Below are 15851 nucleotides of genomic sequence, written 5' to 3'. Positions count from 1 at the left end.
TTAATTATGGTCAGATAACACCTTGATTACCTGTTTTTTATTATCTATATTTTCTTGCGAACATTCAATTGCACCAGATAATAAGGAAAAAATTAAAAAAACGGAAAAACACTACTGACATACTGTTGGCAATAGGGGGCTTATATAATCATGCATATAACACAACCACCCATATACTAAGGAGGACATAACATTATGTCAGTAATCGGACCAGACTTCATTTCACTTCAAGTGAGCAATCTTGAAAGCTCCGCGGAATTCTATCAAAACTATCTTGGATTGGTTCTCTCACAGGCAGGGCCACCTCATGCTGTGGTCTTTGATACGAAGCCTATTGCATTTGCTCTTCGCGACTTACTCCCCGGAGTAGAGCTCAGCTCGGTTAGTCAGCCTGGACTTGGTGTTGCTCTGTGGCTTCAAGCCCCTGATACGCAAGAAATCCACGACAAGCTTGTTGCAGCAGGCGTAAAGATCACATCTGTACCAATCGATGGACCATTTGGGCGAACCTTTACATTTGCTGATCCAGACGGTTACTTAGTTACCCTTCACAGTAAAGCCTAAACCGTAATTAGGTCAGCTTAGTGAGGGTAATGTTAACTTCATTCAGTCGAGCAGGCTGAGTGGTTACCTTATCAAGGCTGTTTAATAAAAGTGATATACTCCCCATATGGTATACAGGTGAAATAGTAGATCCTGTTACTATGAGGGGATTTTTCTTATCAGTAAATCGTTCAGTAAAGTGTAACTTTTCATTTTAGAGAGAACTATTCAAGAACCCTTTGTTTTAGCATCTATGATGAACCATATGAATATCAGGTGGTTAGTTTTGAATGGGATGATACCAATAATGAATATTTTAAAGCGGTGGTATCCGATGACTTTTACGATAATGAAGATCTATTATTTCGATTTTTTCGCGCAATACTTAGGATCTATTCTAAATCCAAGTTATGGGTTGAGGACGAATGGTTTTACACTTTCGAAGACTTAGAGAAAACTACGGATGTGGATAATTACAATTGGTGCTACAAAGATCCAAGATATAATGGATAATTGGCTAAGTAGCTTAATGATTAACCCCAAAAAATAATGAGATTGTAGAGATTAATGGGTATTTCAGTTTGGATGTACAGGAGGTAGCATTAATGAATTTAGAACAGATGAAACAGATTTCCCTTAGAGGTAGAGTTGCATACGGGATCAGTTGTTTTGAGAACGTGCTGATTACCTTAGAATATGATCTGAATGATTGGATAAACGTTCTGAACTACCTATGGCAATTTACAAGTACTCAACATTTAGATGATTGGAATGAAATTATCGTTGAACTGATACCGGAAAATCTAATGGAGTTCGATACATACGAAGAGCAGGAGTTTGATAGACTGAGCCGTGACGAATTTGTTTCTCTATCTCAACTATATCAATCAACGGAGGAATCTATAGGTATCTTACTTCGAGACATTTATGAATTGGGCATCAGTCATGCGTATTCTGTCATTGAAGGATATGGAGAAAGTAGCTTAATATTGGTGCATAGAATAGCTGATTACATGCTGCAACATAGCTTTCCACTGCCAAATGTGGGTTCCTTCTTGAAATATGCAATAGAAGAAAATAGAGGTTGGGGTAACAGGTTTGATGGTACAGCCTTATCTAAAGTTATACATAAATAGCCTTCGAATTGATCTAGAATGATATATAACATATTGATGACCATATTGCGAGCTGGCTGCTCGTAATATGGTCTTTCTCATGAATTATTGTTCAGTCTCGGCACGTCTATAGTTTTCTTGAAGTATTATTTATGCAAAATTTCTAACATTCCTGATATCTATTCGTTATACCTATGAAAGGTGGTGAAGCATGAACGCCGGAGAGATGAATGAACAATTACAGCCTAAGCTCCAAGAAATTCGGAACTATCTCATTAGGCTCGGCGCTTCTCCATCCGATGCGGAGGATATTTTACAGGAAACGGTGTACAAAGCGTTTTTATATATAGACTCCATAGAGAATGGGAAGTTCAGTGCTTGGCTGTATAGAGTAGCGATTAATCGATACTATGATCTTTGTCGCCGTAAGAAATGGACGATGGTTCCGATCGATACGATGGACATACCTGATGATAACCTTCCTGAGGACGCTCTCCTACAACAGGAGAAGAAAGAAGAAGTAGAGGCTGTACTTCGTCAGCTTGCCCCGCTCCACAAACAGCTATTAATCATGAAATATGAGATGGAGCTTCCTTATCAAGAAATAGCGAGATTGCTCGGGATACGGATGGAACAGGTCAAAGCATCATTATACCAAGCACGACAACAGTTCAAAAAAAAGTATGGGAGTGATACAACGTGAAAGGATTAAACAACGAGGAAGATTCAATGAATATTAGCCAAATGATTAAGAAAGCAAAGTGGAAATCGACGATTCGCACGGTACTCATTTCGTTACTGGTTTCAGTGATAGCTTTGTTTGGATTAATGCTAGGCAATCAGTATCTAACAACGAAGAGCTTTAACCGTGCGATGAACAGCGAGCAGATTATGAACCAGATCAGCGGGCCTAATGAGGTTCAGACAGGTCAAGTGAACTACAGTGGTATTCTGAATGGCACCCTGCAGACGTATACAGCTAAAGTGATTGATGGTGTGCCTATACCTTGGTCAGATAAAAAATACAATTATCAAGTGTTCCCTTTCTTGAACTTTTCAACGTTGAGTGGGGATGTCTCACAACTTATTTCGTTACCAGATGAGAATATGAAAAAGGAAGGTTATGAGTATACACGTAGCTACAACGGGTTGAATGGACAAAGAGAGATGTTATTTTACATTCCACAGGTGAATTATAACGGGAAAATCTTAAATGATCTTCCTTTACTTCAAGAAATGGGTTCAGACAAGCGGGTAGAAATGGCGATTTCCTTTGACAAGGACTATTCGCTAAATGAAGTGAAGAAACTGACCCCTCCAGGGTTAACTCAAACCTGGTATTGGGTGGACACATACGATAACAAGGCGTTTTATGATCCTTACATCGATGGTAATGGTAATCAGAGCTATGCGAGTCCTGATATTGGAGATTGGGTTAAGGGATTTGGGATCTTCCATACTGATCCAATTGAAGTGAGCGAGAAGAAGTTTTTGGATGCATTAGAGCGAGGCGTTCAATTGAATGGACAGTATGATTATGAGTTCAATCGAATTTATAATTATTTGAAGAAGGATAAGGATAAACCCGATGAGAGTGATATTCGAATTCTAGGAGTCGTTGTTACTGGAACAGCACAGGAGCTTCAATCCCTAAATGGACAGCCTTATGTGAGAGGAGTAACTCTGGGAGCCGTAGTGGACAAATATTAAGAGTTTGCTTAGAGCTGATATGTATAAATTTGAATCGCTAAAATAGTTGTATAAAGATATCACCTCACCTCCAAAATTAAAGGCTTATTCCCACTGTAAAGTAGAGGAGTAAGCCTTTTTTTCTGTGTACTTAATGAAGAAAATTCCCTTATTTATGTCAACCCAATATTTTCTTGCGAAAATCGACATATTCGTATACTATTTTCACATTACATAGTGCTTCAAGCATGGTGAAATTGGGTATGGGCTAGTCGAAAAGGCTTACACGGATGTGGGAGGAAGAGGAGCGAATGATCGGAGTGTTCAGAAAACGTTTAGTTGTCCGCATAGTTGCCATCGTTACACTTGTCATGCTGGTACTATCTGCAGGAAGTATGTTGCTTCAGTTGGCTAATACAAAATTGGCTGCACAGAAGGCAATCTCAAGTTACAACATTCAGATAGCTCAAAGTTATGTAAGTCAGTTAGATAAGGAGCCCTATGTAGAATTTGTGCAAGATCCACAAGAAAATAGTACATTTCTGAAGATACGAGATGAACTAGATGATTTTCGTGTAAGGATCGGCGCAATGTACGTGTACTATGCAAAAATAGATGACAAGGATACACCACTCATGATGGTGGATGGGATCAAGGACCCAGATAAAGCATCCGCAATTAATGAAGTAACGGACATTCCTTCAGATGCTGTGGCCGAGTTGCGGCAGGGGAACACAGCAAGTTCATCCATTATTAATAACGAAGAATATGGCGAATACATATCCTCTTATGCTCCGATTATGGATAACAACGGTGGTCTAGTAGGTGTAATCGGTATCGATACGGCTGTATCAGTTATCGGAACGATCGAGTCGGATATTATGACCTCGAGTATTCCTTTCTATGCAGTGCTGTTGTTCATTACACTCGCGGGAATTGCCATTGTATTATGGTTTATCGTAAGAGGTCTGCGACCGTTGCAACCACTAAAAGCAAGTGTAGAACGAATGGCGCAAGGTGAACTGGCAGAAGCAAATCGGATTTTGACAGGATACCCACTTCGCAGCCAAGATGAGATTGGTAGTACGTTTACAGCAATGACCCAGATGTCTGGAAATTTAAATAAAATCGTGAGTGATATGGTCGCGGGTGTGTCTGTAACTACAGATATTCTCGCCGAATCCACTGAGGAGTTCAATCGGAACGCAGAAGAGATGTTGGTCATGAGTAAAACTGTGGATTATGCTGTGCAACAGATTAGACAGGGCGCACATACACAGAAGCAGGGCGCAAGTGATAGTGCTCACGCGATGGAAGAGATTGCTAAAGGCATAACGGACATATCCGAGTCCTCCACAGCCGTGTCGGACGCGGCGACTACGACGCTTGCTACAGCACAATTGGGTAAGCAGAGCATGACAGATATGAAGAAACAGATGGAGAATATATCCGCGGTTGCGGGAGAAGTGGTAGCATTGGTTCAAGTGCTAAGTAACTATTCGCAGGAGATTGGTGGCGCTTTGCACACGCTGCGGGATTTTGCCTCCCAGACGAAGCTGCTTGCACTCAATGCTTCAATAGAGGCTGCTCATGCTGGAGAGCATGGAAGAGGCTTCTCGATTGTGGCGGATGAGGTGAGAAAGCTGGCAGAAGCTTCGAGTTCATCTGTACAGACCATATCGGATTTGCTAACGGGTATTCAGCAAGAGTCCGAACAGATTGGGACACAGATGAATGTAACGGCACAGGAGATAGGTCAGGGTGTAACTCTGACTGCAGATGCGGAGATTGCTTTTACACAAGTGGTTGACGCATTGCGACTCGTAACCCAGCGAATTCAGGAAGTCTCTGCTGCAGCAGAAGAAATATCCGCGGGATCCGAGGAAGCAGCTGCATCTGTGAACACGATCTCCGAGATCTCATCCGGCGTTTCGGATCATTCGGACGATATCTATCGTTTAACCCGTGAACAATCTGCGATGTTCCAGAAGGTATTGGAGGCATCCAATGTACTACAGCAACAGACGCATGAGATGAGCGAAGCAGTGAAGAAAGTCAAAGTATAGAATGAAATAAACGTAATATGTGTAACGTTATTAAAACACCCTACTCCTTAGTCGAGCTGTGTTCATGCAGATATCGACTGAAAGTAGGGTGTTTTTAGTTATTATAAATGTCCCAGCTCAATAGCCTGTCTGAACTTTAACGTAAATCGCTCTGCTGCCAGAGCAATTTCCTTCGACTCTGCCTGCACGAATCCAATCTGCATCTTGGGTTGATCAATGCCTGTGATTTCAATGAGTTTGAGTACGCCCTCTTTCCACAATGGATGTTGGTAGAAGGAGAAGTCATGTCCGATGGTTGCTGCCATATTACTTCCGAGAACCGTTGTAATGGCTTCGGAATTATTGGTGCGGAACAAAATAGAGAGTGGGCCGTGATCATAGGTGAAGTCTTGGATAAAATCATCAACGAATCCATCGCGGTACAATGCGAGCTTATGGAGCTTGAGTTGTTCAGGTGTGACCCGATTCAACTTCGCTAGCTCCGAGTGGTGATGGGTGCATACGATAAGCTTGCCCGAGTACATGGGGATGAAGTGTAGTCCGTCGAACTCGCGTAGTTGTTTCGTATAGATTGCGATGAACCCGAGATGTGTCTTGTTGCTGCGGATATCCTTGATAATCTCCATCGAACCCTTTTCTTCAATCGAGATATCCAATTGGGGATGTTCGATTTTCATCTCGGCTGTAGCCTGAACCAAGTAGGGCATGACACTGGGAAAAGTAGCTACATGAAGCTCACCTGTCAAGGCGGAAGCTTCGATATTCATCGTTTTCAGATCATCTACACGCTGGAGAATATCCATGGCTTTGGCTATAAACCGTTTGCCTTCTACCGTAGGGAACGTACCGCTGCGTGAGCGTTCAAAAAGCGTAAGATCCAGTTCTTTTTCAAGTCGATGAATCGATTGGCTAATTGCGGATTGGGTGATGTGCAGATTCGCGGAAGCAGCAGAAAATGATTTCGTTTTGGCAATTTCAACAACGTATTCAAGCTGTTCAAGGTTCATGTATTCATCTCCGTATTTGTATTACTATAACTAATATTAACATTAGTATCTATAAATATGAATAATGTTTGAACAGGGCTATACTAAGAATAGAAGTTGTGTTCATCTTATAAATGATAAAAAGGGGATGCATTCAATGAAAGCAGCAGTATGGTATGGAAAAAAAGATGTCCGCGTTGAAGAGCGGGAGGTAAAGGCAGCACAAGCGGGGCAAGTGAAAATTAAAGTGCAGTATGCTGGAATCTGTGGCAGTGACTTGCACGCGTATCACCATGGTGTTGGTATACAAGAAGGGGATAAACATCCGCTATCCGGACAGAATGCACCGCTCACACTGGGTCACGAGTTTGCCGGAGTAGTTAGTGAACTGGGTGATCATGTAAGCGGAATCAATGTAGGAGACCGTGTCGTTGTAGAGCCATTGTATCATTGCGGAAAATGCGAATACTGTATCCAAGGACGTTACAATCAATGTACACAATTTGGTTTTGTTGGCTTGAATGGGGACGGCGGCTTTGCAGAATATGTTGTGGTCGAATCCTATATGGTACATGCTCTGCCAGATAACGTATCCTTTGAAGAAGGAGCACTTGTCGAGCCTACAGCCGTTGCCCTTCATGCCGTTCGTCACAGCAAGCTAAAAGTGGGACAGAAGGTTGCCGTATACGGTGCTGGTCCAATCGGACTGTTGACAATCTTGTCAGCAAAAGCGGCTGGAGCATCCGAAATCTATGCGGTCGATGTGTTTGATGAGCGTCTGAACCTGGCAGCGAAGCTGGGCGCTATTCCGGTAAATAGTGCTCAAGTGAATGCAACGGAAACCATTCTACAGCAATCCGGTGGGATTGACGTTGCTTATGAAGCTGCAGGTGTGCAGCCAACAATGGACAGCGCCATTGCCGTGATCAAAAAAGGCGGAGAGGTTGTCGTCATTGCGGCTATTCCAACACCACTTCAAGTGAACTTCTTCGAGCTGTTGGTGAAGGAAGCGAACCTGACTTCTACACTGGCGTATCGTCACATTTTCCCAGAAGTGGTTTCTTTGATCGCAGAAGGAGCACTGGATGTGAAGCAGGTTATTACGAAGAAAATCAAACTCGACAATATCGTGGAAGAAGGGCTTGAGCTGCTCATGTCCGATAAGAGCCACGCCAAAATCCTCATCGAAATTAACGGGTAATGAGTAGGTAAATGTAAGTAACAGATAAACCTAGTTCCATGCGAACCCATTTCGCATAAGCTTACCTCTCAATATCATAACGGATTAGATGTACTGATTTGTACCGACCTAGGCACTAGCCCTTAGTCACTCCATGTCACACCAGAAGCCACCACCTATGAACGGTTCTCTCGAATGTTGGACTGCATTCTAGCCATGAGGGACAGCGAAATAGGAGGTGGTTTTTTGTCATGCGTACGAAGACCGTATTCTCCATAATTGTCCTACTTACGATTCAATTGCGTGTGGTAGAGATGGTTGCGATACTCCGAAGGGGTGAGCCCTTCATATTGCTTAAACATTCGTAGGAATAGTTTGTAGTCTGAGAATCCGCATGCTCCAGCGATCTCCTTCACACTTGCATTAGTATTCAGCAGCATTTGTTTGGCTCGATTGATGCGCTGAGTCAGAATATACGTTTTGAGACCTACGCCTTTCTCGCGCTTTACCATTTTGGAGATATAGTCCTTGTTGAAATTAAACGTCTCCGCTACTTTCGCTACCGTAACATCCGTATGGATATGAAGGTCAATCCATTTGCAGATATGATCCACAATGGCATTATGTGCACGATAGTCAGACTTGGTATTACGCTCCAGCTCCTTCAATAACAGCAATAACGCCGCATCTGATTCCTCCGATGAGAACGAAGAGACATGCAGAAGCTGCTTGAATAACTGATTCGCCGTTGACGGTACCTGGATTGTGGAATAAGTAGGATACGACAGAAACTCCAGCTGCTGCGTGTCATAATGAACCCAGTAGAAGCTTACCGGTGCGTCACTGGTCTGATATCCATAATGCTGGCGCCCGGATTGAAGGAATAACATGTCATTTGGACGCACGATATACTTCTGATCTTCCTCGGCAATGTACATCTCTCCCTCTAACATCAAAATGATCTCTTGAAAGGGCATGCTGCGCTTCATATGTGTCCAGTTCCCCTCCGAAATAAATTTCCCGCAGAGGTAATGTTCCAATAGCTTTGGCATAGGACGGATTTATCCACCTTTTCTTGGATTCTGAGTCTGATTCATTTGTATTTTATTTGATAATATGAGGAAGTACAAGGTTTACCGGAGGTGTCTGGCTAATCAATACGAGATGTAGAAACAACGGATTTTATCCTTTTTACTCAGATGGAAAATACATGATTACAGTTCATGAGGAGGAAATCAGTTGATTACACAAACGAACAGAGGATTTTTGAGTCCTGCACAGGTCGATCTGTCGGATAGCGTATTCCGCACGTCACAGCATGTGGGAGAGCAATATCTCTTATCACTGGAAATGGATCGATTCCTTGCCCCATGTTATGAGGCACATGGATTAACTGCACGTAAGGAGCGTTACGCCGGCTGGGAGGCGCGTTCTATCAGTGGACATTCTTTAGGGCATTACATGTCTGCGCTCGCTGTGACCTATCAGGCGACGGGCAATGAGGAGTTGAAGCGTAGATTAGACTATGCAGTCAGTGAATTGGCTGGTATTCAGCAGACGACAGGTAGTGGTTTTATTGGCGGCCTGCCTGAGCAAGCATTTATCATTGGATTTCAAGCTGAGCACATTGGTGGTTTTAACATCGGAGAGTATTGGGTTCCTTGGTACAGTGTGCATAAAATCTATCGTGGACTTATCGATGCATATAGGCTGACAGCGAATGAAGAGGCACTTCAGGTTGTTATTCGTTTTGCAGATTGGGCAGTGGCAGGATTACAGGGCATGACGGATGAGCAGGTACAGAAGATGCTTCAGTGCGAGCACGGGGGCATGAATGAGGTATTTGCTCAGTTATACGGCATGACGGGGAAAGCGGTCTATCTGGAGACAGCAAAACGCTTTACTCATCAGACCATTTTGGCGCCACTAGAGCAGCAGAAGGATGAGCTTCAGGGGATGCATGCCAATACTCAAATTCCGAAAGTGATCGGAGCAGCGGAGATTTATAATCAAGATCATTCCCACGAGAGCTACCGCACAGCGGCTGAATTTTTCTGGGATACGACCATACATCACCGTTCTTATGTCTTTGGTGCAACGAGCATTTCGGAGCATTATGAGGCGAAGGGCATGGAGAGTCTAGGGATCAAAACAGGAGAGAGCTGCTGTACCCACAACATGATGCAGTTAACGAAACAACTCTTCACTTGGAACCCAGATCATGCATACATGGACTATTATGAGAACGCTGTCTACAATCACATTTTAGGCACCCAAGATCCGGATACAGGGAACAAAACGTACTTTGCTTCAACGCTCCAAGGACATTACAAAATCTACGGAACTCACGATACCGCATGGTGGTGCTGCACAGGATCAGGCATGGAGAATCCGGGGAAGTATGCTGAAGCGATCTATTTCGAGGAAGACGATAACCTGTATGTGAACCTGTACATTGCCTCTACGCTAGACTGGACTTCACAAGGATTGTCATTGAAGCTGAACACCGATTTCCCTTATTCGGAAAAAGGGACCCTGACGATTACCGGAGGCAACGCCTCGGCGAATCTGAAGCTGCGCGTTCCATCCTGGCTCCAAGAGCCGATGACGGTCATGGTGAATGGGGACACGCAACAGATCGTGTCCCAGAGCGAGCCGGGATATATCACACTTTCGCGTCACTGGAGCGAGGGAGACGTCGTTACTTTTACCCTCCCAATGGCGCTCAGTCGGTATACATCCCGAGATGATGAACACAAGGTAGCATTCCTGTACGGGCCAATTGTACTTGCCGGTGCACTTGGTAGCGAAGGGCTTCCTGTGGATACGATCGTAGACGAGACTGCGTTGAATCCTAAGACTGCACCTGTACCTGTCATCTGGACAGAGGAAGAGGATGTACGGAAATGGATTCGAGTTCTCGATCAGAGCAAGTTAACCTTCGAGCTGAGCGGAGAGGTCACTTCCACGGGAGAGCCTGTGAAGCTCATTCCGTTCTATGATGTGCATCATCAGTTCTATACGGTGTATTGGCCGCTCAACGATGAAGGGGATGCGCTGGAGAAGGTGTTGAATGATATCACCATCGACAGAGTTCAGCCGGACGGTCAGCAAGATGAGATTGGACACCAGCTGGATGGCACCTGCCGTGAGGCGCAGTATAACGGCTCGTCTACGGACGGCCGCAACAAGCTGCACATGTGGCGAGAAGCGTACGGTACTGGTGAGGCTCACTTCAGCTATCGACTGGCCGTGCAGCCAGCAGCACCTAATCATCTGTGCGTAGCCTATTGGGGCGGAGATCATTCTCCTTTTGAACGTGAGGGTATTCGGTATGATCGGCACTTCAATATTATCGTCGATGGAGTCGTTATCGGAGAACAGCGGATTCATATGAACAAGATTGGCGAGACGTTCTATGTTGCCTATGATATTCCGGAGACGGTTACGTCAGGCAAGGAAGCTGTTACGGTGACGTTCCAGGCGCTGGGTGACAATGGTTGTGCCGGTAAAGTCACAGAGGTTCGCACCACACGAAGCAAACCGGAATTTCTAATTATTTGACCAGGGTGCGATTCAATCGGTGTTATATCCTGAACTGGAAAATTCACTCCAGCAGCTATTCAAGTTAAGCTAACTTACCGAAGCAAGTTCACGAGGCTTGTTTAAGTGAAAATCTGACCATTCCGATACTCCGGCACCTCGCCGGGGTATTTTTCATTTTAAATACAGGAAAGGATCACAAAAAGTAATCCATTCCGTAAATATTATTTGTTAATTAGCCCTTCGGGGACAGCAGCAGTGACAATTTCAAGTGTTTCATAGTTTATAAGGAGAAACACTTCGGTATTCGTATTTTCTATTAAATGTCCATATAGCCCCACATCTGCTCCCAGACTGGGAGGATTAAATTTGTGGCGGGTAAACTTTACGTTAAGATCATATTTTTCTTTGAAATAGGTTGTTCCTGCCTCCATAGCCCTGTTAACAACTTGAGTATCTGCGCTAGAATCAGACTTGAAGCTACAGCCTTCCAAAATTAGGACAAGAATTACAAAAACAAATATTATCTGAGGCTTGTTTCTTTGTATATCGTTCCCTCCTCAAATCTACCATGATATGGGTATATTACTGTAAATTAAGTTTCAGAGTAAATATAGGAGGTATATTTTTTTGAAAGTCTACATTCAGATGAGGTGAATTTAAAATGTTCCAGGCTTGCGTATCAAGACATTTCGAATGGATAGTCTTTCACCACAGGGGCTGACGAGTGAATACGTATTTATATAAAAAATGACACGCACAGCAATTTTCCGCGTATTACCGAATAACATCTGAACATCCACAATCTGCTATTTGCAGGCAACATACTTCAACAGTTTGACCACAAGTTACCCCATTTGTTTTGACGTTGTCCCTGTAAAGATGAAATGGGATAAGCCCAAGCCACGTATAGTTATAGAGGTTATTCAAAAAGTCCGCTTTTGATTATGAATATCCAATCATATCCACCTGAGAGCGTTAACATCATGTACAATGAGAATGAGATAAACAGGAAAAATACGACATGAAGGCCTAATATCTAACATGAAAGGAGGTCGAATGATTGAACATGACCAAATACATAAAGTTTCTCGGACTGATCCTCGGCATTGTGGCGGTGAATGTTCTAGCATTCTCACCGGGCTTTATCGGACTGGAATTTGGGGAGAGTGCATTCACGACAGCACTTTCGGTGACGCTGCTGTTTGGTAGCGCACTCGCTCTGTTCTATGGCAGCTATACCTTGTTGTTCAGGCAACCGGTTGTTCTGCCTGTGAGGCGTATCGAAACACATGAGGATTATGTGGAGGCTTTATCTTTTTATAGACGCATCAAAGTGCTCGAAGAAGATATTACGCTGGGCTTATCCCAACTTAGTCGGATGAAAAAAAAGAAAGAGACGCTCCTGAATGTATTGCATCAACGATTTGATCCGGGAGAACTGAGCTATAAGAAATTTGCTTCCGTCACGCTAGAAGTAGAGAAGCTGTTGTACCTGAACATTCGCAGCGTGTTAAATCGATTGAATGTATTTGATGAAGCGGATTACGCCAATATGATGAAATCCAAATCCGCGAGCTTGCCACAGAAGCTTTTTCAGGAAAAAACGAAAGTGTACAACGACTATCTAACCTACGTAAAAGATTCACTCCACACCAATGAGGAAATTCTGCTCAAGCTGGATCAGTTGCTACTAGAGATTTCACGCCTAGACAGCTACGAGGCCGGAGATATTGAACAGATGCCTTGTATGCAGGAGATTGATCAATTAATTAAGCACACCAAATTATATAGACAGTGAGGGGTTGCTCGTATGGCGAAGAAGGGGAAGTTTTTTTTCATATCCATTGTAATGTTGGTGCTTGTGTTTGGCCTAGTCTATGCAGGAATTACACTGACGTCAAACTTCGGTAAATCATCTTCACAGGTCAGCACGGAGAATGCAGGTAAGGAGCTAGGTAAGTTGTATGCGGACATCGCGCCAGCAACAGCCGAACCGGTTAAGGGCCAGATTGATCTAGATCCGGTTGATGTAGCAGAATCGCTGCCGGACATATCCAAGTTCCCGATTGCGGTAGAGAATACAACGAATGATTATGTTGAAATCTTCTCTTCCACAGAGAAGTCGGGTAGCGGGGTAGACGGCTGGTTAACCGAAGTAGCGCAAGAATTCAACCAAGCAAATATCAGAGTTGATGGTAAACAAGTGTCGGTGAAGATTCGTAACATTGCCTCTGGAACAGCTACCGACTATATCAAGTCAGGCAAGTATGTGCCCGACGCCTTCACACCTTCTAATGAACTGTGGGGCGAGATGGTAGAGGCAAGCGGAGTGAAGACAGAGATGGTATCCGAACGACTTGTTGGTAACGTACCAGGGATCGTCATCTCCAAAGCGAAATATGATGCACTGGTTGATACGTATGGCTCTGTCAATGTGAAGACAGTCACTGAAGCGATTGCGAAAAACGAACTTGCGATGGGATATACCGATCCATTTGCTAGCTCCACAGGGCTGAACTTTCTCGTGACAGCACTGAACACGTATGACAGTTCGAATCCACTTGGCGAGAAGGCGATCCAAGGCTTTGAGAAATTCCAGGCGAACGTACCGTTTACCGCGTCCACGACAATTCAGATGCGGGAAGCTGCCAAGTCAGGCCGTTTGGATGCTTTTGTACTTGAATACCAGACATTTGTGAATACCGCCGATCTGAAGAGTGGATATGTGTTCACACCATTTGGAGTAAGGCATGACAGCCCGCTATATGCTCTCGGTCAATTGCCGCAGAACAAGCAGGAGATCATCCAGAAGTTTGCGGAATTCGTCACGCAAGATAAATACCAGAAATCAGCCGAGGAGTTCGGTTTCAATGGCCTCCCGGATTATAAATCAGAGGTAGCATCGGTAGATGGCGGTACGCTGTTGTCCGCGCAGAAAGTATGGAAAGAGAAGAAAAATGGCAGCAAACCTATTGCGGCTGTGTTCGTTACCGATGTATCTGGAAGCATGGACGGAGAACCGCTTAACCGGCTTAAGGAGTCCTTGCACAAAGGGCAGAAGTATCTGGGTACGGACAACAGCATCGGCTTAGTATCCTACTCCAGTGGAGTTACCGTCAACTTACCTATTGCCAAGTATGATACGAACCAGCAATCCATGTTTGTAGGCACGGTGGATAGCTTGCAAGCAGGTGGAGGGACAGCGACCTTTGACGGGATCGTTGTGGCGATGAAGATGCTGGAGGATTACAAGGTTGCTAATCCCAACGTGAAGCCGTTGATTTTTGTCTTAAGTGATGGTGAGACCAATGAGGGTCATACGTTGCAGGATATTCGTGAGTTGGTCGAGACGTATCAGGTGCCGATTTACACCATTGGCTATAACGCAGACATCAAAGCATTGGAGAGCATCTCCAGCATTAACGAAGCGGCAAGCATTAATGCCGATACCGACGATGTCGTGTACAAGATTGGGAACCTGTTCAACGTACAGATGTAATATTTTAAGGGGGAACGTCAATGTCATTTTCCATGGAGATACCTAGTCAGAAGGAAATTCAGAAGGTGATTGAGGAAGAAGTGAAACCAGTGCCTGCGGAGGTTGCTGAGCTGCAACAAGTCGCAAGTGCCAACGTAGAGATGATCATGACACTGGACCTTGAATCGTTGGAGAAGCGCAAGGAGATACTGCAATCCATTGAGGGCTTTGGCATGAACACGATGAGATCCTCTTCGGAGAAAAACGCGTTGCTTCAAGTCTCCGTTGGACATCTGTCCAAGACGGGAGACGAGGGCGGTCAGGTAGCCAAAGGCTTAACTGAGCTGCATATGCAACTGAAGGATCTCGACCCAAGTGTGGTCGACTTTGCCAAGACCGGCTTTCTGGGCAAGCTGTTCAATCCGCTGCGCGCGTATTTCTTGAAGTACCAGAAAGCAGATGCGGTCATTGCAGACATCGTGACCTCGCTGGACAAAGGTCGAGCAACTTTACGGAATGACAATACAACCTTAGAGATCGAGCAGCAGAATTTACGTGAATTAACCAAGCGATTACAGAAAGAAATCCAGTTAGGTGTGCTGATGGACGAATCCATTGATGGACAGATTGAGGCAGCGAAGGTACGCAATGAAGATCCGGAGAAGGTTCGTTTCATTACAGAAGAAGTGTTATTCCCGCTTCGGCAACGTGTGATGGATCTGCAGCAGATGCTGGTGGTTAACCAACAAGGGATCATGGCGATTGAAGTGGTCATTCGTAACAACAAGGAACTGATTCGCGGGGTCGATCGGGCGAAGAATGTAACCATATCGGCACTGAAAATTGCCGTAACCGTAGCAAGTGCGCTCTATAATCAGAAGATTGTATTGCAGAAAATCGAACTGCTGAACCAGACGACGAACGACCTCATCGCAGGTACATCCAAAATGCTTAAGGATCAGGGCATCGCCATTCAGAAGCAGGCGTATGATGCAAGCATTTCGGTCGATACGATGAAGCAGGCATTCACGGATGTCTTGTCTGCACTCGATTCAATCAGTGTGTATAAGCAGGAAGCATTACCGCGAATGCGGGAGACCATTACGCAGTTCCGTGAACTTGCAGATACGGGAGAGCAGCAGATTCAGCGGCTGGAGAAAGGGCAGAAGCTGGGATTGTAATCTATATAACCCCGTGTTTCTTAGCTGCATAGAATGGCATAAACAATGATTGTAAGAACGGTTGACC

At 44.4% G+C, this 15851-nt stretch carries 13 protein-coding genes; 10 read left to right on the top strand and 3 right to left on the bottom strand.

What is annotated here, in order from left to right; genetic code table 11:
• Positions 1 to 195: 195 nt before the first annotated feature.
• The 5 genes from ASD24_RS10130 to ASD24_RS10110 all read left to right on the top strand — a co-directional run bounded on the left by ASD24_RS10130 (position 196) and on the right by ASD24_RS10110 (position 5413).
• Entirely contained in the window at positions 196 to 564 is a 369-nt protein-coding gene (locus tag ASD24_RS10130; protein WP_056695123.1) for a VOC family protein, read from the top strand.
• 584 nt (positions 565 to 1148) lie between these two features.
• Positions 1149 to 1679, top strand: a complete 531-nt coding sequence (locus ASD24_RS10125; protein WP_056695121.1) for a hypothetical protein — start codon at positions 1149 to 1151, stop codon at positions 1677 to 1679.
• Positions 1680 to 1869: 190 nt separating this feature from the next.
• On the top strand, positions 1870 to 2361 hold the full coding sequence (locus ASD24_RS10120; RefSeq protein WP_056695119.1) for an RNA polymerase sigma factor: 492 nt from the start codon (positions 1870 to 1872) through the stop codon (positions 2359 to 2361).
• Positions 2358 to 3368 (top strand): anti sigma factor C-terminal domain-containing protein, encoded by a 1011-nt coding sequence (locus ASD24_RS10115; protein ID WP_056695117.1) that lies wholly within the window; start codon positions 2358 to 2360, stop codon positions 3366 to 3368. Before ASD24_RS10120 ends, ASD24_RS10115 begins: the two co-directional genes overlap by 4 nt.
• Positions 3369 to 3658: 290 nt before the next feature.
• Positions 3659 to 5413, top strand: a complete 1755-nt coding sequence (locus ASD24_RS10110; RefSeq protein WP_056695116.1) for a methyl-accepting chemotaxis protein — start codon at positions 3659 to 3661, stop codon at positions 5411 to 5413.
• 101 nt (positions 5414 to 5514) lie between these two features.
• Here ASD24_RS10110 and ASD24_RS10105 read toward each other — a convergent pair whose 3' ends face one another.
• Positions 5515 to 6420: a LysR family transcriptional regulator gene (locus ASD24_RS10105; RefSeq protein WP_056695114.1), complete on the bottom strand. Its 906-nt coding sequence runs from the start codon at positions 6418 to 6420 to the stop codon at positions 5515 to 5517.
• Between the two features lie 136 nt (positions 6421 to 6556).
• On the opposite strand from ASD24_RS10105, the gene ASD24_RS10100 reads away from it, so the two are divergent.
• Positions 6557 to 7600: a 2,3-butanediol dehydrogenase gene (locus tag ASD24_RS10100; protein WP_056695112.1), complete on the top strand. Its 1044-nt coding sequence runs from the start codon at positions 6557 to 6559 to the stop codon at positions 7598 to 7600.
• A gap of 263 nt (positions 7601 to 7863) precedes the next feature.
• On the opposite strand, the gene ASD24_RS10095 is transcribed toward ASD24_RS10100, so the two are convergent.
• Positions 7864 to 8631, bottom strand: coding sequence for an AraC family transcriptional regulator (locus ASD24_RS10095; RefSeq protein ID WP_156395412.1), 768 nt, complete (start codon positions 8629 to 8631; stop codon positions 7864 to 7866).
• 187 nt (positions 8632 to 8818) lie between these two features.
• Here ASD24_RS10095 and ASD24_RS10090 point away from each other — a divergent pair, with 187 nt between their 5' ends.
• Positions 8819 to 11143: a beta-L-arabinofuranosidase domain-containing protein gene (locus ASD24_RS10090; protein WP_235540507.1), complete on the top strand. Its 2325-nt coding sequence runs from the start codon at positions 8819 to 8821 to the stop codon at positions 11141 to 11143.
• 203 nt (positions 11144 to 11346) lie between these two features.
• Here ASD24_RS10090 and ASD24_RS30980 read toward each other — a convergent pair whose 3' ends face one another.
• Positions 11347 to 11556 (bottom strand): hypothetical protein, encoded by a 210-nt coding sequence (locus ASD24_RS30980; protein WP_056695110.1) that lies wholly within the window; start codon positions 11554 to 11556, stop codon positions 11347 to 11349.
• 635 nt (positions 11557 to 12191) lie between these two features.
• Between ASD24_RS30980 and ASD24_RS10080 the strand changes: the two genes are divergently transcribed.
• From ASD24_RS10080 to ASD24_RS10070, 3 genes are read left to right on the top strand one after another with little or no spacing between them, the layout of a single operon-like run.
• Entirely contained in the window at positions 12192 to 12923 is a 732-nt protein-coding gene (locus ASD24_RS10080; RefSeq protein ID WP_327205238.1) for a hypothetical protein, read from the top strand.
• A 12-nt stretch (positions 12924 to 12935) separates the two neighbouring features.
• Positions 12936 to 14624, top strand: coding sequence for a vWA domain-containing protein (locus tag ASD24_RS10075; RefSeq protein ID WP_056695107.1), 1689 nt, complete (start codon positions 12936 to 12938; stop codon positions 14622 to 14624).
• 20 nt (positions 14625 to 14644) lie between these two features.
• Positions 14645 to 15784, top strand: coding sequence for a toxic anion resistance protein (locus tag ASD24_RS10070; protein ID WP_056695105.1), 1140 nt, complete (start codon positions 14645 to 14647; stop codon positions 15782 to 15784).
• Positions 15785 to 15851 lie beyond the last annotated feature (67 nt).

The organism is Paenibacillus sp. Root52, from assembly GCF_001426865.1.
In the GTDB taxonomy this organism is placed as follows: Bacteria; Bacillota; Bacilli; order Paenibacillales; family Paenibacillaceae; genus Paenibacillus.
This window is presented reverse-complemented; position numbering and strand designations above follow the sequence as displayed.

Coding starts and splice junctions, on each gene's coding strand:
- ASD24_RS10130 (WP_056695123.1), top strand. CDS start 196: ATGTCAGTAATCGGACCAGACTTCATTTCACTTCAAGTGAGCAATCTT.
- ASD24_RS10125 (WP_056695121.1), top strand. CDS start 1,149: ATGAATTTAGAACAGATGAAACAGATTTCCCTTAGAGGTAGAGTTGCA.
- ASD24_RS10120 (WP_056695119.1), top strand. CDS start 1,870: ATGAACGCCGGAGAGATGAATGAACAATTACAGCCTAAGCTCCAAGAA.
- ASD24_RS10110 (WP_056695116.1), top strand. CDS start 3,659: ATGATCGGAGTGTTCAGAAAACGTTTAGTTGTCCGCATAGTTGCCATC.
- ASD24_RS10105 (WP_056695114.1), bottom strand. CDS start 6,420: ATGAACCTTGAACAGCTTGAATACGTTGTTGAAATTGCCAAAACGAAA.
- ASD24_RS10100 (WP_056695112.1), top strand. CDS start 6,557: ATGAAAGCAGCAGTATGGTATGGAAAAAAAGATGTCCGCGTTGAAGAG.
- ASD24_RS10095 (WP_156395412.1), bottom strand. CDS start 8,631: ATGCCAAAGCTATTGGAACATTACCTCTGCGGGAAATTTATTTCGGAG.
- ASD24_RS30980 (WP_056695110.1), bottom strand. CDS start 11,556: ATGGAGGCAGGAACAACCTATTTCAAAGAAAAATATGATCTTAACGTA.
- ASD24_RS10080 (WP_327205238.1), top strand. CDS start 12,192: ATGACCAAATACATAAAGTTTCTCGGACTGATCCTCGGCATTGTGGCG.
- ASD24_RS10075 (WP_056695107.1), top strand. CDS start 12,936: ATGGCGAAGAAGGGGAAGTTTTTTTTCATATCCATTGTAATGTTGGTG.
- ASD24_RS10070 (WP_056695105.1), top strand. CDS start 14,645: ATGTCATTTTCCATGGAGATACCTAGTCAGAAGGAAATTCAGAAGGTG.